Here is a 23,100-nt window from a genome sequence, read left to right on the forward strand (position 1 = left end):
TTCACCTAACCTTCCCTCACAACCGGGTGCGAACTATGTAGCAGCTTCAGGAAAGGCTCAAGCATGCATTCAAATTCCTCAATCCCCGTGTTTTGTTCATCTGACAGGGTCTGCCGGATGTGTGTAACAGCCGTGCGAAGCTTGTCCAGTATCGCATCCTCGGCTTTGTATTTCAACACAAGCTTACGCCAAACTTCTGTTTCAGTACCACCCTCTGAAAGCAGCGCCTGCTCATGCTGGTCTCCGTTACCGTAAATATGCCAGAACATATATCCGAAACGGGACTTGTCTGGTTCTGCCCGCTTCTCCCATTCCTCCACCAGCGTATCACAGAGAGCGAATTCGTTAAGAAGCTGCTTCCAGACTTCCTGATCCTGTTCTGCAATAAGTGAAGTCAATGATAAAAAAAGCTCCTGTTTGAAGCAAACCATCTGAGATAAATACTGAGCAGCATCCAAACGAAAATGCTTCATCTCCCAGTACAAGCTCATTTTCCCTGCGTTCACTTCACATACAGCATCACTCAGCTTCGAAATGGCCTCGATTCGGCCTGCCAGTGCAAGTAGCTGATAAAAACGGCTGCTGAAGTAGTCACCGGCTAACACTTTCAGCTGTCTGGAACGCATCTCTTCCGGGCTTCGTATACCGGATAAAGTATCAATCATATCATGCGTATCCAGTCCCATCTGCACAAGTGATGTAACCAAAGCGTACAGTTCATCCTCACTGGCATGCAGCCCTTGCGCATTCCGGTTCAAAAACTCAAACAGCAAACGGGTACGGCTGTCAGGAAAAGCCGGCATTTCCGTATGTTGTTGAATCATGTCGTATTCCACATATTTCCTTGCTAATTGAGGTACGCGATACGGTTTCATCCTAAGCCTCCGAGCCATGACTTTCTGGTATACTCAAATAATTGCAATGCCTTATATTATATCACAATTTAAAATGATTCGCGACTAAAGTACTGTAGGTCCAGCGGTAGAAAACATCTAGTTTGTATATACACCGCTAAACCTGTTTTGCCACATGGGCGTTACTGTAATGCGGAAACGAGATTTCAAATCTTCTGGCAGTTCAGCGCCTTCCCGATTCCTAAGTTGTTCCAGTGCCTCGTTCGTCCACTCGTTCCGGCGTATATCGGATGCTAGCAGCAAATGGCGTTCTCCTGACCATTCGTCCTCTGTCACCACCCGCAACAGCAATTGCCGTACATTCGTCGTTCCGTAGAAGCTAAAGGCGGCAAGCTCCGTCATGTTTTGATAAATCTCCAGTGGCGTAGTTTCTTCCTTGGACAGCTTAACATCCAGGGTCAGGACTGAATGTTCCCAGCTTACACTTGCAATCGGTGTAGTTAATGGAAGCTCATTCAGTGTATCTACCAGATTGTCATCCGTCAGCAGTACTCGTTGCTGGGGCGAAATTGTCGCCTGTGTTTCACGAACTGCTGCGGTACCCGAGTCCAGCATCTGTAAGGACGGCAGCAGTATTGCTGCTGCGGTGGTTATGAGAATGGAACCACCGAGTACAGTCCAAGGTTTCATCAGAGCCTCCCCTGACCCCTACCCCATAATGTGGGTTTGCTACGGTAAAGGTCCTCACTCTCATTGTACAACAAAAAAAAGCAGGCTATGCCTGCATTTTACTCCTCCGTATCTACAACCCCGTGCTTGGTCATCACAACGGCCTTGCCGCGGATTTTGATGGCAGAAGTATGATCCGTAAATTGGACGATCATTACCTCACCCTTGTCCAATTTTTCTGAATGATGCAGGCGTGTATCCTGACCTCTGGTCAGACCAAAAACCTGACATCCGTTGCTTTTTGCTTTAATTACGACGTACTCACTGCTGCCCGTCACGTTATCTTCCATGTTCTTTTCCTCCCTGAGAGCCGAAACTATATTTTTATGATGGAGATTTAAGATTGTTTTGTCAACTCATGCTTTCCACGCTGCCTGCAACAAATAGTGCTTCCTGTGCCATACTATCTGTGCAATCCCATCTATTAACGAAAGGAACGGATCTGATGGAAAACTATCGTCCCGCCAATCTCAGTCCTGCTCAGATTGAGCAGCTTCAACGGCTGGAACATGAATTTGCCGAGCTGACAGGTGAACCCCTGGTGCTGATCGCTTATGCCTCCCGAAACGGCAGGACAACTTCCTCTTCTTCAGTCCATGGCACCTCTACCACAAAGTAAATAGGACAAAAAGAAAGGGCCGTGAATCAAATTCACGGTCCTTTCAGCGCATTGGGAATATGTAAGAAATCTTATTTAATTCCGTCTTTGAGCGCTTTACCCGGTTTGAATGCCGGAATTTTGCTCGCAGGGATTTCGATTTCTTCTCCTGTTTGCGGGTTACGTCCTTTACGTGCGGAACGTTCACGAACCTCAAAGTTCCCGAAACCTACCAGTTGTACCTTGTCTCCGTTTTGCAGTGCACCAGCGATCGCCTCAAATACTGCATCGATTGCTTTGGTTACGTCCTTTTTGGACAATTCAGTGCTCTCAGAAACCTGATTGATCAAATCCGTTTTATTCAACATATTCACCTCCCAATTCAAGTGTAGTCCAGCATTAAGGTTATCGGTGTTCTCCACCGATAATGAAGTCGCCTGTATAAAATAACCCGGGCGGCATACTGCCTTCCATAATGTTATCATCTGTTTCCGTTTCGTCGTTAAATATACATATAATATACCTAACCACCGCCATATAGGCCGAAACTGGCGTTTTATGGCACCCTTCTTGCGTGGAACAAGGTTTATAGTAATACAGTCGACAGACAATTTCAAGTACGACGACGGTTCAGCACGTAAAAAGTAACAGCCAGCGCAAGCACCAGCACTACTCCTTTGACAATGTCATGGGCAAAATATTGCACATTCATCATGGTCAGTCCATTAACCAATACGCCGATCAACACCGCACCAATAAATGTACCAATAACATTGGGTTTACCCGCTCCAAACACTGAAAAGCCGACGAATACTGCAGCTACCGCCTCCATGAGCAAGGGAGAGCCAGCGTCAATTTGACCCGAGCCTACACGCGAAGCATACAAAATACCAGCAATTGCTGCAAATACGCCTGAAGCAATATAGGCCAGTGTACGGACTTTTTTTACCCGTATACCCGACAGACGAGCAGCCTCCTCATTCCCGCCAGTTACATACATTTGACGCCCGTGCTTCGTATAGGTCAAGAAAACATGCACCGCTGCCACAGCTAGCAACAGTAAAATAACAGAAATCGGGATACCCAACCATTTACCTTGACCTAGTAAAAGAAATGCTGAAGATATCTCGCCTGGGGCCTTGCTGCCATCAGGAAACTGCATATGATTGTAGATGGTATAGCCCTGTGCGTACGTTTGATGAACCCCGCTTACAATATACATAATGGCTAGAGTTGCGAGCAAATCGGGGATACGCAGTTTAATAATCAAAAGTGAATTTAATAGTCCAACCAAAGCTCCAACAACCAGAGCCACAATAATGACCACTGCAACAGGCTGTTCATACCAGACCATCAACGAAGCTGAGACGACTGTCGTCAAAGATACCGTTGCACCAACCGACAGGTCAAAACCGTCCACGATAAGTGACAATGTCACACCAATGGCTACAAAAGTTACAATCGCAATTGAGCCAAGAATATCCATTAAATTATCATACGTCCAGAAATAAGGTAAGGTGGCTGAGAAAAACGCCAACACACCTATAATGACCACTACAGCACCGTAACGAAACGAGACATTTAACCATTTTTCCTTCATGAATGCACCTCTTCACCACCGCTAGCGTACAACAGAAGCTGTTCCTGTTCGACTTCGCCTCGCGCAAACTCCCTTATTATTTTCCCGTCATACATGACTGCTATCCGATCACCAATGCCAATACCTTCTGCAAATTCACAGGTTAGATAAATGATTGCTTTTCCTTGTACTGCCAATTCTCCAATGATACGGAAAATATCGCTTTTTGCCCCTATATCTACACCCTTGGTTGGTTCGTCAAAAACAAAGACATCCGCTCCAGAATGAAGCCATTTTCCTATCGCAACCTTTTGTTGATTCCCACCGCTCAAATACTTAACATGCTGGCGCAGTGAAGGCGTCTTAATACCAAGAGAGGCGACAACCCCATTACCGTTAATACGTTCTCTATGCCGACTAATGAAACCAAGAACACTCAGCTTGCCCAAGAGCGGAAGACTAAGGTTTCGTTCCACGCTTTCCTCAATCAAGACCCCCTGCTTACGCCGCTCCTCGGGTATGGACACAATTCCTTGAGCTACCGCGTCCGCTGGCTCACGCAAACGAATGCAGCGCCCCTTGAAGGTCAGTTCCCCCACATCAGGCTTGTCTGCCCCTGTAAGAAGTCGTGACAGCTCCGTCTTGCCCGCACCGACCAAACCCACAATAGACAGAATTTCGCCGCGTCTGACCTGCAAATCAACACCGTGAACCCTCAATCCCTTCCGGAGCCCTCTTGCTTCCAATACCGTTTCACCAATAGGCACCTCTGTTTTCGGAAATTCCTCATCAAATGTTTTCCCAAGCATATACGTGACAATGTCGCCTACATTTAAATCAGAAGCAGGTCCCGAGAACACGCGCTCACCATCACGCATTACCGTAACACGGTCACTGTGCTCGATGACCTCCGGCAATCGGTGGGTGATAAGAATACATGCTACTCCCTCATCCTTGAGGGTATGAATGGTACGGAACAAACGTCGCGTTTCTTCCTCGCTCAGCGGTGCCGTTGGCTCATCAAAAATGATAGTACTCGCTTGCTGTGTCAAAATCCGTGCGATAAGTACAAGCTGCTTTTCTGCCAGCGTCAATTCAGACACGTATCGTCGTACATCTATATCAACCTCCAGACGCGCTAATGCCTCACGTGCTCGTCTGCGCATGGACGCTGGTGCAACCCACCACCGACCATCAAGTGCAGACAAATCGTCCATTACAATGTTTTCAGCGACGGTTAACTGAGGCACAAGTGCTGAATCGACTTCTTGATACACACAGTGAATTCCGGCTCTTTTGGCTTCCCACGGTGAACTAATAATCAGTTCCTTGCCATCCACAACGATCGCTCCCTGATCGTAACGATACGCACCGGACAAGATTTTCATTAATGTGCTTTTCCCTGCCCCGTTGGCACCGAGCAGAGCGTGAATTTCGCCACCCTGAACCGTAAAATCCACAGCTCGCAGCGCATCTACACCAGCAAACCGCTTGCTGATGTTCTTCATCTCCAATGTATATACTGGTGAACTCATGGTGCCCCCTCACTCCCGCTTATGATAAAAGCGCGCCGAAGCGCGCCATTGCATTTGCGTTATGAATCAATTTATTTGGACGTTTCATATTCCTTCATCCAATCCTTGTAACCCTGCTCACTCTTGCCCCATCCTTTCACATATTGAGACAACTCGGATGTGGAAATTTGCTTATCTGGCAACTCTTCGCGCTGCACATATACTGCCTTCAGCACAACTTTCTCCTCAGGGTTATCCCCATGCAACTTTTGGTATGCATAGCGCACTTGTACACGTCCAATATCTGTTGGATCTACGGCTGCTGAAGCCACCCACGGGTTTTTCGGGTCCTGAATCATTTGCAAATCTTCATCACTCATATCAATCCCGTAAACTTTAATTTCCGTACGCCCAGCTTGTTGTATCGCCCGAGCTGCACCTTTGGCAAATTCATCCCAAGCCGCCCAAACTGCCGTAATTTCGCCCTTAGGATATTGCTTTAGAACAGCTTCCATTTTGGCTTGCGTATCCAAAGCAGGATTCTGAGCCGAACCAAAAGTTGCAATCTCTTTAATATCTGGATTGGATTTCAAAAATGCATCATAAGCAACCTGACGGCGCTCCATTGGCGCAAACCCTGCAACCCATACCTTCACAATATTTCCTTTGCCACCGATGTCCTTTTTCATTTGCTCCAGCGTCAGTTCCGCCATGCTTTGATCATCCTGTGAAAGCACTACCGCGCCCGGAACATTGACCGCAGCATCGAACACGATAACCGGAATATTGCGGGAAATTGCTTTTTTAAGTCCTGGCTCCAGCAATGCGTCACCGTGATCAGTCAAAATGACATCAAATTGCTGGTTAATCGCACTATCTAGCAAGGAAGCCATTTTTGCCTTATCGTTATTTGCAACAAACTTGGTCAGCGTACCGCCAAATTTCTTAACCTCATCTTCCACACCTTGAACATACTGCTGCGAAAACGTACCTGTGTTAAACTCCATGATCAAAGCAACCCGTTTACCCTTTAGATTCGAACTATCTGTTTTTCCGTCCCCTGTATTCGTTCCTGCAGTGCTTGTCCCTTGAGCGCCGCTCTCTGTTTTAGGCGCGCCACATGCTGTGACCAGCAGAATCAGCACCAGTAGCATAATGGCTCCCAGCCCTAGCTTCTTGTTTTTTTGGAGCCCTTTTTGGATATACATGATCTGTTTCCCCCTCGTTCCATCCACTAATATGTTTCAAATTTGATACTTAATATATCGCGTTAAACCAAGTATGTAAATAGGTTTTATTAAATATAGAAAAATTCGCGATCTCTCATGGCAAAAAACTACAAATCCCATAAAAAAATACCGCAAAGAGCAGTCAGCAGCCCTCTACGGTATTTCACTTACACATTTTTGGTTATGGATTAGCCTTAAAGAATTATAGCAATAAGACCACCAGAACCTTCATTGATAATGCGACCCAGCGTTTCCTGCAGCTTATAGCGTGCATTGTCTGGCATCATGGCAATCTTGCCTTGAATACCTTCACGCACAATGGAATGTAGCGAACGTCCGAAAATGTCTGATTCCCAAATTTTGATTGGATCATTCTCAAAATCCTGCATCAGGTAACGCACGAGTTCCTCACTCTGCTTCTCTGTTCCGATAATCGGAGCAAATTCCGATTCCACATCGACACGGATCATATGAATGGAAGGGGCTGTCGCTTTAAGCCTCACTCCAAATCTTGTACCCTGTCGAATCAACTGCGGTTCGTCCAGTGCCATCTCAGCCAGTGACGGAGCAGCAATACCATATCCTGTTGTCTTGACCATTTCCAGAGCCTCGGCAAAACGGTCATATTCCCGTTTAGCGTGGGCAAAATCCTGCATCATCTGCAGCAAATGATCCTTGCCGCGAATCTCTACCCCGACGACTTCAACCAAAATCTGGTCATACAGTTCATCAGGAGCATACAAATCAATTTCCGCGACGCCCTGCCCCATATTCATTCCGCTTAATCCGGCCCTGTCGATGAACTCATACTCCATAAACTGGCCAACCACCCGATCTACATCACGCAGGCGCCGAATATCTTTAACCGTATCACGAACGGAATTTTCATAGTTGCTACGCAGCCAGTGATTTTCGTTCAATACCATAACCCAGCTCGGCAGGTTCACATTCACCTCATGCACCGGGAATTCATACAATACTTCACGAAGTACACCCGTAACATCATCTTCCGTCATGGTTGCCGCGCTGAGTGTCATGACTGGAATATCGTACTTGGCAGCCAGTTCACTGCGGAGTTGAAGTGTTTCATCACTGCGTGGATGCGTGGAGTTGATAACCAGAACAAATGGCTTGCCAACTTCCTTCAACTCTTCAATGACGCGTTCCTCCGACTCTACATAAGAGCTACGCGGGATTTCAGCAATGGTGCCGTCTGTGGTGACGACCACACCGAGTGTCGAATGTTCTTGAATAACCTTGCGTGTACCAATTTCTGCCGCTTCCTGAAAAGGAATGGGTTCTTCAAACCATGGTGTAGAGATCATTCTTGGACCATTTTCATCCTCGTAGCCTTTTGCACCTTCTACTGCGTATCCTACACAGTCAACCAGACGTACATTCACGTCCAGTCCTTCCGTTACTTTGATCTGGACGGCATTATTCGGTACAAATTTAGGTTCCGTCGTCATGATCGTCTTCCCTGCCGCACTTTGCGGCAACTCGTCTACGGCGCGGGCACGGTCCGCCTCACTCGTAATGTTGGGCAGTACAATCGTTTCCATAAACCGCTTGATAAACGTTGATTTTCCTGTTCGGACTGCGCCGACGACCCCAAGATAGATGTCTCCTCCGGTGCGTTCGGCAATGTCTTTAAAAATGTCCACTTTCTCCAATGAAATCCCCTCCTCAAAAGTCTCCGAAGGAAAAATGCTTAAAGAGCATCCGCTTCGTGTTCAACCAACTGCTTGATCCCAGATGCGGCAGAACAGCCTTTAAAATGCCCGGAAGTCGTCCGCCGCCGAGATTCAGGAGACTGATGGAATCGGCGAAACGGCGTAAACTCGTACATGCATTTGGACTGATACCATCATATGTATCCCCTCCGTAAAATATGTTTAGTTTTTTTAAAAATAGATTACGTTACAGTGATCAATGCAGAAAGATATTTTACGTTTGGGTCCACTCACTTAATATATGCACAGCAAGATTTCCCCATGACTTTGTTGCTAGACTTAAATAAAAAAAGGATATTTCTCTGACCGTTTCTAGCCGTCGAGAAATATCCTTTGTTTTTTGTTCTACTGATATAATCGATATTACCACAGTTCGTCATCCAGCCCCTGACGCTCCAGTTGGCGTCTAATAGCTGCCTTGAGCCTATCCTCCGGTATGGTTACCTCCATATCACCCTGAGCACGGGCCTGACAGGATAAACGTATTCCTTCATTCAGTAAAGGTCCCAGCTTACGCTGCTCTGCATCATTAGGGCGACCTGCAAGCTCAGCCCGTTCCGGTGCTATCTCTACCTTACACATCAGACAGGCTGCTTTTCCATCACAACGTGTGGGAATATACACACCTGCTTTACGGGCAGCCTGGAGCAATGACGTACCCCGACTAACCTGTACGCACCTGCCTGACGGCTTGAACGTAATCTGCACATTCATGAACGGTCCTCCATTCACCTTTCCTCTCAATACGTACGCAACTTATATTTCATTACTCATTCGGATGAAGGAGTGAAGTTCTGGCCAAGGGAGAAGCTCTCCAAGCTTGCCCAACTGCTCCTTATTCCAAATGTTACTGACCAATAGCTGTTTTAGTATCCCTATGTGTCGTTGCGGGTCTCGCTTCATGACATTTGCAATCGCTTGATAGCGGTCGGGGCGATTTCGCAACAGATTGAATAGCAACTCGTGGCTGAGAGGCATCAAACGCAATGAGGTATTTTCCAGATCAAGCTGTATCCCAGCCGACCAGAGTAGGCGCTCGACCTCTAAGCGGTATAAAGCTCCATCACATAAAACCTCAAATCCTCCCACCAATTCGACTGGAAATCCCTTCAGCTCATAGTGGCTTAGCAACGAAACGTAAGATCCGCTACGATCAACCTGCTGTTGGTCTATACTCACACCCGGCGAGTGCGCGTGTAACAGCTTTGCTGCATGAATATCCGCATAAATATCAATGTCCCGAGGCAGACGATCCAATTCAACTTCTTGCACAAGTAGTGCACAGCTCCCCCCCAGCATCCATGGAACCGACACCGCTGACCAGCTCTCAGTCAAGCTACCCAGCGCAACTGCCAGATCATGAGGAAGCCTGTCCACTAACACTGATGATATTGCCTCCTTCAAAATCGTTTCCTCCTTTGCTGTCTTTCCTCCCGTTTCCTGATGGGCATCATTATAACATGTTCGACATGGCAGTTCGACATTTTGTGTACTGGAATAGCACTTTCCTGCCTCAAAATACAAAAAAACCGCGAACCTTCCCGGTTCACGGTAAAAAAAACGAACCATCGTGCGGCCAGTGTTTTATTTTTTCATCATCATTTTCATTAACGCTTCCATATTGGAAGGATTCATTCCACTCTTTTTGACGGCTCCGACAATATCCCTGACTGTATCTTCCGATACCGGAATGTTAGCCATCGCAGACACCTGTTTTATAAGCTGACGCAACTGTGTTTCACTTTGAAGCGTGTCCGGCTTTACCGTGCCTGCCAGCTTTTTCACTGCATTTTCGGATATGTTTTTGCCGCCTTTTTTGTTAATGGCCTTCAATGCATCTTTCGGAAAGTTTTTACTCACAATCTCCCCTCCTCCGCCATTGCTCAACTCAGTCTATGAGTGACGGAGACAAAAGGTGATTAAGCATACAAAAGACATGCCAAACGCCTAACTAAAAAAGGCTATCTCATCGTAGAAAAATCTACTCATGAGACAACCTTTATACTTTAGAAGCTCCTCTGTACTCTTATGAATGCCATTGCTCCCAAGTTTGAAGCGGCATGACTTCCATCTCGGTTTTCGGATCCCGACCCATTAATGCCTCAACAGCTTTGCGGACGTCACGTCCTTCAAACAACACTCCATACAGCACCTCTGTAATAGGCATTTGAACACCTAATTTTTGTGAGATAGCGTATGCTGCTTTTGTCGTACGAATTCCCTCTACGACCATACCCATAGATTCCAGTACGGCATCAAGCTGCTGGCCCTGTCCCAATAATGACCCTGCACGCCAGTTGCGGCTGTGACGACTCGTTGCCGTCACAACTAAATCACCTATACCCGCAAGTCCGGCAAAGGTTAATGGATTAGCCCCCATCTCAACTCCGGCACGGGTAATCTCAGCCAATCCACGGGTCAACAAAGCCGCTTTAGCATTATCACCGAAGCCAAGTCCATCCGACATTCCCGCACCCAGTGCGATAATGTTTTTTAAAGCACCGGACAGTTCGACACCGAGCAAATCCCGGTTTGTATAGACACGGAAATAGGAGTTCATGAACAGCCCCTGAGCAGCCTCTGCTGCCTTCTCATTGGAAGAAGCTACAACAACCGTTGTAGGACATTTCTTCACCACTTCCTCCGCATGACTCGGGCCTGATAGCACGGCAATATCGTCCTCCGCAATTTCCAGCTCTTCCGAGATCACCGTGGACATACGCTTGAGTGTCTCTGTTTCAAAGCCCTTAATGGCATGTACTACCAGCATATCCTTGGTGAAATGAGCCTTCAAACTACGTGCAACCTGCCGAGCGGCAGACGAAGGAGATACGATGATCACCGCTTTTGCTCCAGATACCGCAGTCTGCATATCCGTTGTAGCTGAAATGCGATCAGACAAAATAGAGCCTGGTAAATAATGCTCATTCGTATGCTTCTCATTGATCTCAGCAGCTTGCTGTTCGCTTCTCGTCCAGACAGAGACATCGTTGTTATTGGTCGCAAGTACGGAAGCTAGGGCTGTTCCCCAACTACCTGCCACCAGCACAGCTATTTTCTCAGACAAGACGATCTCCTCCTTTGGAGCCAAGCTTATTCTCATTTCCCCGTGCCAACTTGACTATATTAGTACGGTGTCTCCACACAGCAAACAGGCAAATGATTAGAGCCGTCCAAAATAACGGCCAAGCAAAACCAAGTACGAGTAATATCCAAGGGGTCAAAATAACAAAAATTAGCGATCCCAGGGATACATACCGCGTTATTACGATGGCAAGTATCGCAATGATTCCGGCATATAATGCCGGCAGCAAGGCAAGCGATGCCAGTACACCAATGGCAGTCGCAATCCCTTTGCCTCCGCGAAAGTGAAAATATACCGGCCAGTTATGGCCCGCAATCGCCGCAATGCCACACAAACCCGGTAACCAGGATGATTCTCCACCCAACCAGTGCCCTATCAGCACCGCAATAACCCCTTTAAGTACGTCCAGCAGCAGTACCAGAATAGCCGGGCCTTTTCCAAGCACACGCAGCGTATTCGTCGCACCGGCATTGCCGCTTCCATGCTGGCGAATGTCGATTCCTTTTAATTTTCCATACAGCAAACTAAAGCTGACAGAGCCAAGCAAGTAACTGAGTACGATGGCAACGATCTGTAAAATCAACCTATTCGCTCCTAACTTTCGTCAGACTTGCGCCGTGTAAATATACGAATTGGAGTTCCTTCAAAATTAAAGGCGGCGCGAATTTTGTTCTCCAGATAACGCTCATAAGAGAAGTGCATTATCTCTGGATCATTTACGAATACAACCATCGTAGGCGGTTTAACAGCAACCTGAGTCACATAGTTAATACGCAGACGACGACCCTTGTCTGTTGGTGGTGGATTGATAGCAACCGCGTCGGAAATGACATCATTCAGCAGATGTGTCTGAATACGCATGACGTGCTGCTGTGCCACATGCTGCACAACTGGAAGCAACTTTTGCAGACGTTGCTTTGTCTTTGCAGATAAGAACACAATCGGAGCATAGGTCATGAACAGAAAGTGGTCACGGATTTTCGTCTCAAACTGGTGCATCGTTTTATCGTCTTTATCTACGACATCCCATTTATTAACGACAAACAACGAGGCTTTACCCGCTTCATAAGCATAGCCGGCAATGTGTTTATCCTGCTCAATGATGCCTTCCTCGCCGTTAATAACGACCAGTACAACATCTGCACGCTCAATGGCACGCATCGCACGCATTACACTATATTTTTCTGTCGTTTCGTATACTTTACCACGTTTGCGCATACCTGCCGTATCAATCAGTACATACTTTTGTCCGTCTTTTTCAAAAGGCGTGTCAATTGCATCACGTGTTGTACCTGCAATGTCACTGACAATAACCCGTTCTTCTCCTAAAATGGCATTAACGAGTGAAGATTTACCTACATTCGGACGTCCGATCAAAGCCACACGTATAACGTCTTCGTCATAATGATCTTCTTCTAGCTCAGGTAAATTGGACGTAATTGCATCCAACAAATCACCGATCCCTGTGCCATGACTACCAGAAACAGCAATTGGATCACCAAATCCATAAGAATAAAACTCATAGATCAGATCGGCGCGACTGAGGTTGTCCACCTTGTTTACTGCTACGATGATCGGTTTACCCGAACGATACAGCATTTGAGCTACCTCTTCATCCGCTTGCGTTATTCCTGCTTTTGCATCGCTCATGAACACAATAACATCTGCTTCTTCTATTGCAAGTTCGGCCTGCATACGGATGGACTTCAAGATAACATCCTCACCATCAATCTCAATGCCGCCGGTGTCAATAATACTGAAGGATTTACCATTCCACTCCGATATACCGTAAATACGGTCACGAGTGATTCCCGGTTTATCTTCCACGATGGACAAACGATCCCCGATAATCCGATTAAAAATCGTGGACTTACCCACATTCGGACGACCAACGATAGCCACAACGGGTCTTGCCATAAATTCACTCCTCCTGTCAATTCTTCCGCTATCATCATAGCAAAAAACATACCTATTGGCGATATAGTGACGTAACAACAATCGGCGAACCCTCTGGGTCCGCCGATGGTGTACGTTATGCTTATAATAAAATGTATTGATTTAAACTCATTTAAATTTGTTCAGCTTATCGCCAAAACGCTCGCCAAGCGTAATGCTCAGTCCGGAATTGTTGAGGGAAACGTTAGGATTATTCAGTTCCTCACGAGGCGCGCGAGATGCACGTGGTGCTCTTTCTGCTTTTGGAGCGGCTTCAGGAGCTTCCTCAGTTTCTTTAATGCTCAGGCTAACACGTTTTTCAGAAGGATTCATTTCAAGAATTTTAACTTTAACTTCTTGTCCTTCTTCCAGAACTTCTTGTGGAGTTCCAATGTGTTTGTGGGAAATTTGAGAAATATGAACCAAACCTTCCACACCAGGAGCAATCTCAACGAATGCACCGAAGTTAACCAAACGTTTAACAACACCAGTTACGATGTCATTGTTATTGAATTGTCCAGCAGCCGATTCCCAAGGACCAGGCTGTGCAGCTTTCATGCTCAGGCTGATTTTTCCTTTTTCAGGATCTACTTTCAAGACTTTCACTTTCACTTGATCTCCTTCGGAAACAGCGTCAGAAGGCTTATCAACATGAGTCCAAGCAATTTCAGATACGTGAACCAGACCGTCCACTCCGCCAACATCTACGAAAGCACCAAACTGAGTAAGACGTTGAACCGTACCAACGATTTCTTGTCCTTCTTTCAGCTCAGCCATTACTTTAAGCTTGTTAGCTTCGAATTCTGCTTCCAGAACGTCTTTTTGGGAAAGGATCACTTTGTTGTTTTCACGATCCAGTTCTTTTACAACAACACGCAATGTGCGGCCTTTGTAATCACTGAAATCTTCAACAAAATGGCGTTCTACCATGGATGCAGGGATGAATCCGCGCAGACCCACGTCTACTACGATGCCGCCTTTAACAACATCATTCACAACAACTTCAAATACTTCTTTGCTTTCGAACAGTTGCTCCAACTTTTCCCAAGCATTCTCACTGTCGATTGCACGTTTGGACAGAACAAGTTTTTCCTTGCCGTCGTCGATGCTGATAATTCTAGCTTCAACCTCTTGGCCTACTTGTACTGCTTCTTCTGCATTATCCAGACCAGAAGACAATTCGCGAATTGGAATAACTCCATCGTATTTATATCCAATGCTTACTACCGCTTGGTTATCTTCCAATTTCACAATTGTACCCTTAACGGTGTCACCTTTTTTCAGGGAAACGATTTGATCGAGCTCGTCTTGATTTGCCGCTTCAGCAGCTTCTTGATTTTTAATTTCTTCCGACATGTCAATACCCTCCTCAATTCAAAAAAACCATTTATTTAAACCTGCGCATAGCAGAGTTCAAAACAAAATACATTTTTGCTCTAGTTTTCCAAGCTTAGACACAATTCATGCAAGCCTTTCAATCATTCGTAGGCTCACCAGTTTCCTTCATTGTGCGAATACGTGACATAATTGCTTCTGTTGCCAGTTCAAGAGGATCTCCTTCGACATCGGCACCCTTTTGGTAAGCGTCCAAATTAACAGGTTTACCGTATATCACTTTCGTTTTACGGAAAAGCTTGTAATCACCAATAATGGCGACTGGAACGGCAGCCGCTCCACTACGCAGTGCAAAACTGGCAGCACCCTTTTTACCAATTCCCCCAGCTCCTCTGGAGCCTTCGGGAAAAATCCCCATAACCTTACCGTCACGCAAAATGTTCAATGCCAGCTTAATGGATTCCTTACTCACACCACCACGTTTGACTGGAAAAGCTCCCAGTTTGTCGATCAGTGGTCCCAGCACAGGAACATTAAACAGCTCTGCTTTGGCCATAAAGTGAACCTTTCGCTTCAGCAAAATGCCAACTGTAGGAGGGTCAAGATTACTAATATGATTAGAACACAACAGCACTCCACCCTCAGCAGGAACATTTTCCCTGCCTACCGCCTCAAGCCTAAACAGAACGCGGTAAATGAGACGCAAAATACTGGCGCATACAGTATATATCATTGGCTGATCTCTCCATCCTTCTCCGTTAAGCAATAAGATACGATCGTATCAACGACATCCTGAATGCCCATATGGGTCGTATCAAGCACGATGGCGTCCTCACTGCAACGAAGCGGGGATACCTCCCTCTCCTCATCAAACTTATCACGTGCCGCAATGTCACGTTCAAGCTGTTCCAGAGTGATATCATCAGTTTCGCTCAGTTCTTTAAAACGACGTGAGGCACGTTCCTGAACACTTGCGGTCATGAACACTTTAACTTCCGCATCGGGAAGCACAGTTGTTCCAATATCGCGTCCGTCCATAACGACACCCTTACGCGCAGCCATTTCACGCTGGTTTTCGGTCAAGCGTGTACGTAAACCAGCAATACTTGAATACTGTGACACATTGCTAGTCACTTCCATCGAACGAATCACAGTGGTTACATCTTCCCCGTTACAATAAACCTTTTGGCCTGTGGGGTCCGGTACTAATTCAATCACCAGCTCAGGTACATGTTGAAGCACTTTTTGTACATTTTCTGCAGGAATTTCTTTGCACATCATGTACCACGTTGCTGCTCGATACATGGCTCCGGTATCTACATATACATAGGAAAGTGCTTTCGCCACCAAGCGGGCCACTGTACTTTTCCCTGCGCCAGCAGGTCCATCAATGGCTACATTTATTTTGTTAATTAAAGATGCATGTTGCCTTGCCAACAGGGAATTCCTCCTAACCTAACCTCAAGAAAAAAGCAGGCATTGCCTGCGACGTGAAAATTATACCACACATTTATAGGCGATGCAAAATAAGCGACAGGTTTACTAAAAAAAGAAAAGCTTCGCATGATTACGATTTCCCCCGAAACTCCAACTGTCTTTCAAAACAATATTTAATCAGTTTTTGGCGCTCCTGATCAGCGATTTTCTCATATTTCAACATAATGAGTTTGCGGCCATTTTCCATCTGCTGAATGCGTACAATTTCAGATTGGAACGGAACATGCTCTTGAGTGCCGTTCTTATATGGAACCAAAACCCAGCAAGACAAAGATTCTCCTTCTTCAAGATGATGCGAGCCCTGAGTTTGAAAAGATACGCCTCCACCTCCCACATCATGCGTCTCTGCTACAAATCTAGATTCGTTCACACCATGCTTAACCGCAATTTCCAAGTTGGCCTTTACTCTAAGAAAGTTTCGGCGCTGAATTTTGCTGATGCTGTCCGGAGCAGGCTTGTGAATACGAACCATCCGGAGGACGTCTTCTTTAAAGCCCGTAACGTGGGTATTAAAATAGTTTTTAATTCCACCCTCACTCATAAAAAATATAGACAGCTCTTCCCCAAGAAACAGCTTTTTCAAGTGTCCGCTTGTTTGTGACATGGGAATTTCAATTAGAAAGTTCTGTGAGTCCTCTTCCGCAATACGCGACTTATATTCAAAAGATTCCTCCTTCTGATCGGTACTGGCAACTTGTATGTATAACACATCATTAATTTTCGGAAACAAACGATTCACCATCCTTGTCCATTCATAACTACAATTAAGGTATATAATACCACGACTTTGTGCCTATATTAAGCATTATATTTGCTAGAGCCATGACTAAAGCACAAAAAACCTCCTTAAATTAAGGAGGCTTAGAGTGACTATTGATTCATTTTAGTGTAATCAACTAGGCATTACTTGCCGTAACTTGTGCTTCATCTGAATCTTTTACCTGTTCAATCGTTTCTTCCATTCCCGTGTTTGCGTTAATGTAAATTCGATAAATGGAACCGTTAATTTTACCGCCAAATTCATAGCACAGAACTTCATTCGACAGTTCATTTTCAATTAGTGCTTTGCGGTGGTAAGTTTCGCGAAACTCAGGATTCAACTTCGCTCGTGCTTCATTCAAATTCAGTTTTGCCTGAGGGATACGACGGAGGTGACTGTGCTCATATACATAATCGCTGCATTGAAAACCAATCACTTGTCCGTTATCTAAGCCTGATCTGACTGTGATTTTTTCTGGATAGATAATCACATCCCCTTGTTGGCTCGCAAATGTAATGTTAGCTAAATTCCCGCTTTCATCATATGCTACGGGCTTCATTCCTTTGTAGCCCCTTTGTTCAAGATACTCACTTGCATAGCGAACCGCTTCATTACGAGTTGCTTTTTTAGGACCTACTGATCTCATGTCATGATAAGAAATGAGCTTGCCGCCCTTTTTCGTAAAATCCATCGTGGCCATAGGCTGCTGCTTATTTAGCAATGTAGCCGTAAAAGACGCCCACTCTGTTCCTTTACCATTTTCGTTCACACGAATCTGACTTTCTGGTTTTCCTGTAAAGTCAGCGGCATTTCGCTTAATTTGTCCAGCATCCACCGCCGGGAGACTCAACTTTTTCACTGAGCGCTTATCATAGATGCTCGCAACAGACGGTCCCCAATCCAGTTCTTTGTAGTTCTCTACTTTTTTGTCCACGGTTTTGAAGCCATCAATAATGGTATTATCCTTCGGTCCTGTTTGAGAACCTGCCGCCATATCGACATCCATCCAACGCAAGTTTTTGCTAATGACCTTTTGCTGCACCTCATGCATGTTTTTCGAAATTTCCTTGGAATTGTTATATAACGTTTTCAGATTCGAAATTTCTTTCTCGTTTAAAGGCTCGTGATCCAGATCACGAACAGCGGTCTGATACGAAAATGCAGATAGATGTGACAGCAAATCTTTAGCATGATTAAAAGGCATTACATTGAGAGGCAACTGATTAACCTCGTTTTGGGCTTCACTTGCAATCCTCCACACGTTCATCAAGCATTTGCGGTGCATTGCATGTGAAGTAGTATGGACAGCAACCGCGTTACCGAGTTGGGAATGCAGCTGATCCATATGAAACGACAAATCGTGAAATGCACGCTGGTATTGATTTTCCGCTTTAATCGACATTCTATTCGCCTGAGAAGACACCTCTCTTCTCATCTGGCTTTGCTGATAACCCCACACAAATGCTCCTATCATAATCAGGGTAACCACCGGGAACAATACGGCACTAAGTCGCTTATACATATTGGGAGTCTCCTTTCTTCAAATACACTACCGATAGTGTGACAAGAAGAAAGCTCTCTTATGCATGGTTTTCCATGACTTCAACAATAAACTCACAGTTATCGCAAATACAGCGTTTAAAGCCGGTCTGAATCTGCCCTTGCTCCATTCGCCCTCTCAGCACAAAGCGTTCTCCGCATCTTTTACAATGAATTCTTACTTTTATACGCAAAAAAGACACCTCTTCCTCTAACAGGTTTGTCAGATCAGTGTGTCCCATTTCGTTACATATTAACCTTTTCTTCCCGCTTTAACATTCGAAAAGGAGAACGATTATTCGCTCGACTGATTTTTGCCATCCCTCCATACCATAGAAATGCCATCAGTGGAATGATAAACCAGATCCAGTCGTGTGAAAATTTCGTTAAAATTAAATCATATACTCCGTGCCAAAACCATGGAAGCACTAATGACAGAAGCAGCATATATTTACTCTTCAGGTCTACCGAAAACTTGGCTTTCCCCATATAGTAGCCCATCATAACGCCAAACATCGCATGACCGGATACCGGTAGCAATGATCTCATTAACATCATGCTGATCGAAGCATGCCCTGCCCAGGCATATAACAGATTTTCAACCGTCGCAAACCCGAGTGAGACTGCGGCTGCATACAATATCCCATCATATGGCTCGTCGAACTCCGTATGGTTATAGATGATGTGATACAGCAGGAACCATTTAAAAAACTCTTCCACTCCAGCGGAAATACCGAACACCTGAATTAAAGTGTCATCTCCTAGCCAAATCAGCAGCCCACGTTGAAAAATCATGACCGGAAGCACCACTAAAAAACCGAGCAAAAATACTTTAATAACCATGTGCAGGGGCTCCGAATCATAGCGATCCTTTAAGTAAAAGTACATCAATAAGGCGAGACCCGGCGCTGTAGCTGCCGCTAAAACAGAAAACAGAAGCACCGATCATCCCTCCATAAAAATGAGTCGGCCCTGCTTTCAGCGCAGAGCCGACAAATTAACTTCATTATCACTTTCTAAAAAATCAAGAACGGCTGTCAAAATGGGTGCAGATGACAGCAACTGCCTGTTCAGGAATGACCAACTTTCCATACTCTTCCAGCATAGCTGGTGTTACGGATGAACCTTCTCCAAATTCAGCCAAAATCGCGATTAAGGCTGCAAGCTTGGACTCTTCTACTTCTTCTGGCTCCAAATGCAAAATCCATTTTCCTCTATAATGATACAGCTTACCTGCTTCCGTAGTGTTGCTGCGGAGCATATGAGCCGCTTCTATGAGTACTTCGAAATCGCTAAACGCGTAAACGATGGAATCACTGTGCTCCATTGTGACTTCCATTTCGTAGACTTCCTCTGGAAGCTCCTCATCGGGACCCGAACCGTACTGCTGGTGATCATATTTTCCCCGAGTGACGATAACAACCATTCCCTGAGCAGGAAGCGCAAAGACTTCAACAGCTAACGGTCCCGTGGCATCGAAGCCCAGTTCGCTGTATGCCTGATCCATCATTTCAGTAAACAGCTCATGAACCCTTGGAATTTCTTGCCACATATCATCCTTTTGGATACCCCGTTCGCTCAAATCGTCAAAGGTAAGGAAAATCCGTATCTTGTCCTGACTTAATCTTTCTATTTTCATACTGGACCCTCCTCCTGGCAGCCGAGTGTTATTAGCAGATTATGATTCAAATATGATGCCTGTGATGAAAATGGTTCTATGTAATCATGTTATCATTTTATAATCGTAAATGCACGAATAAAAATGATAAAAAAAAGAATCATTTGAACGGCTTTAACAAAAAAGCCGCAAAATGATTCGGAATAGAGGTTTCGGGTTACAATCCCGGTACGGCTGTATGAGTTTCTTTCAGTATCTGCTCGACCTCACGTTTAACATCGGGACTTGTGCTTATAAACTCTTTAATCAACTTCATATTCTCTTCCTTGCTCTTGGCAGTTTGGGCGTTATGAACGGTTTTATCTGCTTGTGAACGATGATCATGATCCTTGTGGGTGTCTTGTGTATTCAGCGCAATATCACCCATGCCTGGAAATGCGGCGTCCATCATTTTTGTACGAGCTTTCTGCACCAAATTTCCGCTTTTTTTTCCGCCCATGTCCATGGATAAGCCCAACGCATTGCGGTTACGAGAGATCAGAGAGCTTGCAACAGCCCCCAAGACGATTCCCAGGAAAAATGAAGATGTTTTCACAATTAGAACCTCCCTTTGTGGTAGAATCAAGCATAGTGTTCGTCAGCAGAGACAAACTCATACGGTATAAATACAGGAAGGTGAGATGAATTAATGGGTACAAAAACAGCAGCCATTTTGCTAACAGCATGTCTGCTGCTTAGTGCTTGCACTGCGACGATGCCGGAATCTGCAGATTCCAGTAACCATCAGGATTCAGTAACTTCTAATTCAAGTAACAGTGCCAAAGATCAAAGCAGTATATCTTCCCCAAAAGGAAGCAGTAAGCAAGCAGACAGTGATGAGCAAAAATCAGTGAGTACAACAAATACACAAAATGACAAAACCGCCGTTGAGAGCAACGGAACTACAGTTTCGACAACTGCGGTTACCACTAACAAAATGTATCACTTGGACAAAGCTTACAATGTAATTCCTAAACAACAAGGTGCCGAAAAAAAAGTGGTGTTGCTGACTTTTGATGATGGTCCGAAGGAAGCGGTCATGATTAACAAAATCATAGATATATTGGATAAGCACAAGGCAAAGGCGATTTTCTTCGTAAACGGTTATCGTGTAAAAGAACATCCTGAGTTGCTTAAGCTTATCCATGATCGTGGACAGCCCATTGGCAACCATAGCTGGGACCACATCGTTCTCAAGAACAAGTCTGAGGCTGAGGTCAAAAAACAGATTGAAACGGTACAAAAAATCGTTAAAGATACTACAGGCCAAGCACCCGTATTCTTTCGTCCGCCTCATGGTGCTGGTGGAGACGTAGGTCGCAAGGTGGCGAAGGAAAATGGGCTCTTGTATATGACATGGTCCGTTGGTTCTCTGGACTGGACCATGAAAAAAAATCAACCTCATAAAACGGAGACACTTCTCAAAAACGTAACAGAACAACTTCATCCAGGCAGCAATATTTTGATGCATGAACTGCCATGGACAGCGGAGGCACTGGACAGTCTATTGACGCGCCTTGAGCAGAAGGGTTATCAATTTGTCGATCCACAAAGCATTGAGATTCCTGCCAGTTAATAGTCACTTGTGCATATGCTCGTATGGTCAAATGTAGATAATGTAAAAATAAATAATGTAAAAAGGCCTCCATCTCCACATAACTTGTGGGAGATCGAGGCCTTTTTAGCGTAACGTTGCACGCACGTACTAGACGTAAGCTGTCACAATGCCTTTATATCACCACAGCATTTCACTAATGGGTGGTGCACCCTTAATTCCCCACCATAGTAACGCTGCTGTAATAAGCACAAAAAGAGTGCTCAAAAAATTTAAAAACCACTTACTTACCCGAATACGGCGGGACGGAAACATTTCTGTCCGTGTTCGGTACTCACTGGCAGGAATGTCTTCCTCCATTGTCACAGCAACTTCTGGTGCAGCGGCAACGTCAGCCAATTCTGGCATGGGCCGTGAAGCACGGGAGCGAACCGGTTTGGGCTTTGACCTGTCCTCCTCCTTGCCTTTGCGACCATTTCGGCGGCTACCATAGGTCTGCACTCTGCTAAGTTCCTGATTCATTCTTCATACCTCCGAAAACGTAACGCTAAGCCAGATATAAGGTCAATCACAAAATGACAAATGATTGGTGCCCACAGGCTGCCTGTCTGCACATATATATATCCCAATCCATAACTGCTAAGGAAAACCCAGCCCGTGGGAATCCAATGCCGTAAATATCGGATATGAATAACCGCAAACAAAATGCTTGTCCAATAAGGACCAAAGCTGTACTGAATCGCACCTCTAAACAAAAGTTCCTCACAGATGGAAACGATAGCAGCTATACAAATAATATGCCAAACCGGTCGATTTTGAAACAGCATTTGATTAATACCACCGTCATCCATGGCATCCTCAGGCATGATCCGAGATAGCAGCAGATCCACTAATAGCATAGCGGCCGCCAGTCCCAATCCCCACCATAAGACGTGTACAGTGTTGGGCAATGCAAACAGTTCAAACACATTTCTTTTCTGAAATATAATCCAGATTACGCCAATCAGCAGGGTCAGACCCTGAGTTAGATACAAATTGTAAAGCAGCAAGCGGTCGTTCAATTGATGAATTTGCGCTCTTTTCCATTTCACTTTAAGCTTTTTCATAGTTAGTTAGTCCTCTGCTTAGTCTTCTTTAGCATCATAGCCAAAAAGTCGGGCGGATTCAAGAAGACTTAAATCTTAATTTTTCCGCATTCTGTAGCTATGTATCTAGTCGTCTATCCACACATGTCGCATGTCCTATTGACATGCCCATGTAAGCCATGATACATTATGAAAAAATTATTAGCGACAACAACAATGATGGAGAAAAGGTATTGATTTCGTCCTCAGAGAACCGGTGCTTGGGTGGAAGCCGGTGGCGAAGTAACTACTTTCAGCGCTCCTGAGTTATTGCATCGAGGTCTAGGGAATCATTTTCCGACATTAGATGCAATCGGCAGAAAACCGTTATCCTTTCGGTCATTATATGACCGCTGAAGGCAGTCCATTGCGAAATG

Annotated in this window: 26 protein-coding genes and 1 other annotated feature (1 of these 27 running past the window's edge); of the genes, 2 read left to right on the forward strand and 24 right to left on the reverse strand. The window is 45.3% G+C overall.

Annotated features, from left to right (window positions below; all coding sequences use genetic code 11):
• Positions 1–5: 5 nt before the first annotated feature.
• From EGM68_RS15040 to mtrB, 3 genes are all read right to left on the reverse strand, one after another.
• Positions 6–875 carry a heptaprenyl diphosphate synthase component 1 gene (locus EGM68_RS15040; protein ID WP_013371680.1) on the reverse strand — a complete coding sequence of 290 codons (870 nt, stop codon included), beginning with the start codon at positions 873–875 and terminating at the stop codon, positions 6–8.
• A 117-nt stretch (positions 876–992) separates the two neighbouring features.
• Complete coding sequence (locus EGM68_RS15045) at positions 993–1,544, reverse strand: hypothetical protein (protein WP_058829733.1); 552 nt, start codon at positions 1,542–1,544, stop codon at positions 993–995.
• A 98-nt stretch (positions 1,545–1,642) separates the two neighbouring features.
• Entirely contained in the window at positions 1,643–1,873 is a 231-nt protein-coding gene (gene mtrB, locus EGM68_RS15050; protein ID WP_013371682.1) for a trp RNA-binding attenuation protein MtrB, read from the reverse strand.
• Between the two features lie 53 nt (positions 1,874–1,926).
• Between mtrB and EGM68_RS15055 the strand changes: the two genes are divergently transcribed.
• Positions 1,927–2,202, forward strand: coding sequence for a hypothetical protein (locus EGM68_RS15055; RefSeq protein WP_058829734.1), 276 nt, complete (start codon positions 1,927–1,929; stop codon positions 2,200–2,202).
• Positions 2,203–2,273: 71 nt separating this feature from the next.
• On the opposite strand, the gene EGM68_RS15060 is transcribed toward EGM68_RS15055, so the two are convergent.
• The 19 genes from EGM68_RS15060 to EGM68_RS15150 all read right to left on the reverse strand — a co-directional run bounded on the left by EGM68_RS15060 (position 2,274) and on the right by EGM68_RS15150 (position 20,600).
• Positions 2,274–2,546 carry an HU family DNA-binding protein gene (locus EGM68_RS15060; protein WP_014599981.1) on the reverse strand — a complete coding sequence of 91 codons (273 nt, stop codon included), beginning with the start codon at positions 2,544–2,546 and terminating at the stop codon, positions 2,274–2,276.
• Positions 2,547–2,794: 248 nt separating this feature from the next.
• Positions 2,795–3,781, reverse strand: coding sequence for an ABC transporter permease (locus tag EGM68_RS15065; RefSeq protein WP_058711589.1), 987 nt, complete (start codon positions 3,779–3,781; stop codon positions 2,795–2,797).
• On the reverse strand, positions 3,778–5,295 hold the full coding sequence (locus EGM68_RS15070) for a sugar ABC transporter ATP-binding protein (RefSeq protein ID WP_058829735.1): 1,518 nt from the start codon (positions 5,293–5,295) through the stop codon (positions 3,778–3,780). Before EGM68_RS15070 ends, EGM68_RS15065 begins: the two co-directional genes overlap by 4 nt.
• Positions 5,296–5,366: 71 nt before the next feature.
• On the reverse strand, positions 5,367–6,482 hold the full coding sequence (locus EGM68_RS15075) for a sugar ABC transporter substrate-binding protein (RefSeq protein WP_025675650.1): 1,116 nt from the start codon (positions 6,480–6,482) through the stop codon (positions 5,367–5,369).
• Between the two features lie 215 nt (positions 6,483–6,697).
• Positions 6,698–8,176, reverse strand: coding sequence for a stage IV sporulation protein A (gene spoIVA / locus EGM68_RS15080; RefSeq protein WP_013371689.1), 1,479 nt, complete (start codon positions 8,174–8,176; stop codon positions 6,698–6,700).
• A 423-nt stretch (positions 8,177–8,599) separates the two neighbouring features.
• Complete coding sequence (locus EGM68_RS15085; RefSeq protein WP_013371691.1) at positions 8,600–8,950, reverse strand: 2Fe-2S iron-sulfur cluster-binding protein; 351 nt, start codon at positions 8,948–8,950, stop codon at positions 8,600–8,602.
• 42 nt (positions 8,951–8,992) lie between these two features.
• Positions 8,993–9,643, reverse strand: a complete 651-nt coding sequence (locus tag EGM68_RS15090) for a hypothetical protein (protein ID WP_025675648.1) — start codon at positions 9,641–9,643, stop codon at positions 8,993–8,995.
• Between the two features lie 177 nt (positions 9,644–9,820).
• Positions 9,821–10,096, reverse strand: coding sequence for a stage VI sporulation protein F (locus tag EGM68_RS15095; protein WP_013371695.1), 276 nt, complete (start codon positions 10,094–10,096; stop codon positions 9,821–9,823).
• Between the two features lie 166 nt (positions 10,097–10,262).
• Positions 10,263–11,303, reverse strand: coding sequence for an NAD(P)H-dependent glycerol-3-phosphate dehydrogenase (locus EGM68_RS15100; protein ID WP_129549509.1), 1,041 nt, complete (start codon positions 11,301–11,303; stop codon positions 10,263–10,265).
• Positions 11,296–11,904 (reverse strand): glycerol-3-phosphate 1-O-acyltransferase PlsY, encoded by a 609-nt coding sequence (plsY, locus tag EGM68_RS15105; RefSeq protein WP_016822223.1) that lies wholly within the window; start codon positions 11,902–11,904, stop codon positions 11,296–11,298. The genes EGM68_RS15100 and plsY overlap by 8 nt, the downstream gene beginning before the upstream one ends.
• 11 nt (positions 11,905–11,915) lie before the next feature.
• Positions 11,916–13,238, reverse strand: a complete 1,323-nt coding sequence (gene der / locus EGM68_RS15110; protein ID WP_013371698.1) for a ribosome biogenesis GTPase Der — start codon at positions 13,236–13,238, stop codon at positions 11,916–11,918.
• Between the two features lie 147 nt (positions 13,239–13,385).
• Positions 13,386–14,612: a 30S ribosomal protein S1 gene (rpsA, locus tag EGM68_RS15115; RefSeq protein ID WP_013371699.1), complete on the reverse strand. Its 1,227-nt coding sequence runs from the start codon at positions 14,610–14,612 to the stop codon at positions 13,386–13,388.
• A 118-nt stretch (positions 14,613–14,730) separates the two neighbouring features.
• Positions 14,731–15,324 carry a lysophospholipid acyltransferase family protein gene (locus EGM68_RS15120; RefSeq protein ID WP_064962972.1) on the reverse strand — a complete coding sequence of 198 codons (594 nt, stop codon included), beginning with the start codon at positions 15,322–15,324 and terminating at the stop codon, positions 14,731–14,733.
• Positions 15,321–16,028 carry a (d)CMP kinase gene (gene cmk, locus EGM68_RS15125; RefSeq protein ID WP_025675646.1) on the reverse strand — a complete coding sequence of 236 codons (708 nt, stop codon included), beginning with the start codon at positions 16,026–16,028 and terminating at the stop codon, positions 15,321–15,323. The genes EGM68_RS15120 and cmk overlap by 4 nt, the downstream gene beginning before the upstream one ends.
• A gap of 130 nt (positions 16,029–16,158) precedes the next feature.
• A complete protein-coding gene (locus tag EGM68_RS15130) occupies positions 16,159–16,818 on the reverse strand; it encodes a flagellar brake protein (protein WP_129549510.1) in 660 nt (219 codons plus the stop codon).
• A 166-nt stretch (positions 16,819–16,984) separates the two neighbouring features.
• Positions 16,985–18,370, reverse strand: coding sequence for a germination protein YpeB (gene ypeB / locus EGM68_RS15135; protein ID WP_129549511.1), 1,386 nt, complete (start codon positions 18,368–18,370; stop codon positions 16,985–16,987).
• Between the two features lie 263 nt (positions 18,371–18,633).
• Positions 18,634–19,329 carry a glutamic-type intramembrane protease PrsW gene (prsW, locus tag EGM68_RS15140; protein WP_013371705.1) on the reverse strand — a complete coding sequence of 232 codons (696 nt, stop codon included), beginning with the start codon at positions 19,327–19,329 and terminating at the stop codon, positions 18,634–18,636.
• Between the two features lie 82 nt (positions 19,330–19,411).
• Positions 19,412–20,026 (reverse strand): genetic competence negative regulator, encoded by a 615-nt coding sequence (locus tag EGM68_RS15145; protein ID WP_013371706.1) that lies wholly within the window; start codon positions 20,024–20,026, stop codon positions 19,412–19,414.
• A gap of 196 nt (positions 20,027–20,222) precedes the next feature.
• On the reverse strand, positions 20,223–20,600 hold the full coding sequence (locus tag EGM68_RS15150) for a hypothetical protein (RefSeq protein ID WP_129549512.1): 378 nt from the start codon (positions 20,598–20,600) through the stop codon (positions 20,223–20,225).
• 93 nt (positions 20,601–20,693) lie between these two features.
• Between EGM68_RS15150 and EGM68_RS15155 the strand changes: the two genes are divergently transcribed.
• Positions 20,694–21,620: a polysaccharide deacetylase family protein gene (locus tag EGM68_RS15155; RefSeq protein WP_129549513.1), complete on the forward strand. Its 927-nt coding sequence runs from the start codon at positions 20,694–20,696 to the stop codon at positions 21,618–21,620.
• A 159-nt stretch (positions 21,621–21,779) separates the two neighbouring features.
• Here EGM68_RS15155 and EGM68_RS15160 read toward each other — a convergent pair whose 3' ends face one another.
• On the reverse strand, positions 21,780–22,121 hold the full coding sequence (locus EGM68_RS15160; RefSeq protein WP_058711104.1) for a hypothetical protein: 342 nt from the start codon (positions 22,119–22,121) through the stop codon (positions 21,780–21,782).
• On the reverse strand, positions 22,118–22,705 hold the full coding sequence (locus EGM68_RS15165) for a type II CAAX endopeptidase family protein (RefSeq protein WP_129549514.1): 588 nt from the start codon (positions 22,703–22,705) through the stop codon (positions 22,118–22,120). The genes EGM68_RS15160 and EGM68_RS15165 overlap by 4 nt, the downstream gene beginning before the upstream one ends.
• Before the next feature lie 186 nt (positions 22,706–22,891).
• Positions 22,892–23,100: a binding site (T-box leader), on the forward strand; it runs 42 nt beyond the window's last position.

Source organism: Paenibacillus sp. M-152, from assembly GCF_003856555.1.
GTDB lineage: Bacteria > Bacillota > Bacilli > Paenibacillales > Paenibacillaceae > Paenibacillus > Paenibacillus polymyxa_C.

Excerpts from the sequence above, each read along its gene's own strand:
- der (WP_013371698.1), bottom strand. The coding sequence starts at position 13,238 with ATGGCAAGACCCGTTGTGGCTATCGTTGGTCGTCCGAATGTGGGTAAG.
- EGM68_RS15155 (WP_129549513.1), top strand. The coding sequence starts at position 20,694 with ATGGGTACAAAAACAGCAGCCATTTTGCTAACAGCATGTCTGCTGCTT.
- EGM68_RS15120 (WP_064962972.1), bottom strand. The coding sequence starts at position 15,324 with ATGATATATACTGTATGCGCCAGTATTTTGCGTCTCATTTACCGCGTT.
- mtrB (WP_013371682.1), bottom strand. The coding sequence starts at position 1,873 with ATGGAAGATAACGTGACGGGCAGCAGTGAGTACGTCGTAATTAAAGCA.
- EGM68_RS15145 (WP_013371706.1), bottom strand. The coding sequence starts at position 20,026 with ATGAAAATAGAAAGATTAAGTCAGGACAAGATACGGATTTTCCTTACC.
- EGM68_RS15085 (WP_013371691.1), bottom strand. The coding sequence starts at position 8,950 with ATGAATGTGCAGATTACGTTCAAGCCGTCAGGCAGGTGCGTACAGGTT.
- ypeB (WP_129549511.1), bottom strand. The coding sequence starts at position 18,370 with ATGTATAAGCGACTTAGTGCCGTATTGTTCCCGGTGGTTACCCTGATT.
- EGM68_RS15040 (WP_013371680.1), bottom strand. The coding sequence starts at position 875 with ATGAAACCGTATCGCGTACCTCAATTAGCAAGGAAATATGTGGAATAC.
- EGM68_RS15075 (WP_025675650.1), bottom strand. The coding sequence starts at position 6,482 with ATGTATATCCAAAAAGGGCTCCAAAAAAACAAGAAGCTAGGGCTGGGA.
- EGM68_RS15045 (WP_058829733.1), bottom strand. The coding sequence starts at position 1,544 with ATGAAACCTTGGACTGTACTCGGTGGTTCCATTCTCATAACCACCGCA.
- EGM68_RS15065 (WP_058711589.1), bottom strand. The coding sequence starts at position 3,781 with ATGAAGGAAAAATGGTTAAATGTCTCGTTTCGTTACGGTGCTGTAGTG.
- rpsA (WP_013371699.1), bottom strand. The coding sequence starts at position 14,612 with ATGTCGGAAGAAATTAAAAATCAAGAAGCTGCTGAAGCGGCAAATCAA.
- EGM68_RS15165 (WP_129549514.1), bottom strand. The coding sequence starts at position 22,705 with ATGAAAAAGCTTAAAGTGAAATGGAAAAGAGCGCAAATTCATCAATTG.
- EGM68_RS15070 (WP_058829735.1), bottom strand. The coding sequence starts at position 5,295 with ATGAGTTCACCAGTATATACATTGGAGATGAAGAACATCAGCAAGCGG.
- EGM68_RS15160 (WP_058711104.1), bottom strand. The coding sequence starts at position 22,121 with ATGAATCAGGAACTTAGCAGAGTGCAGACCTATGGTAGCCGCCGAAAT.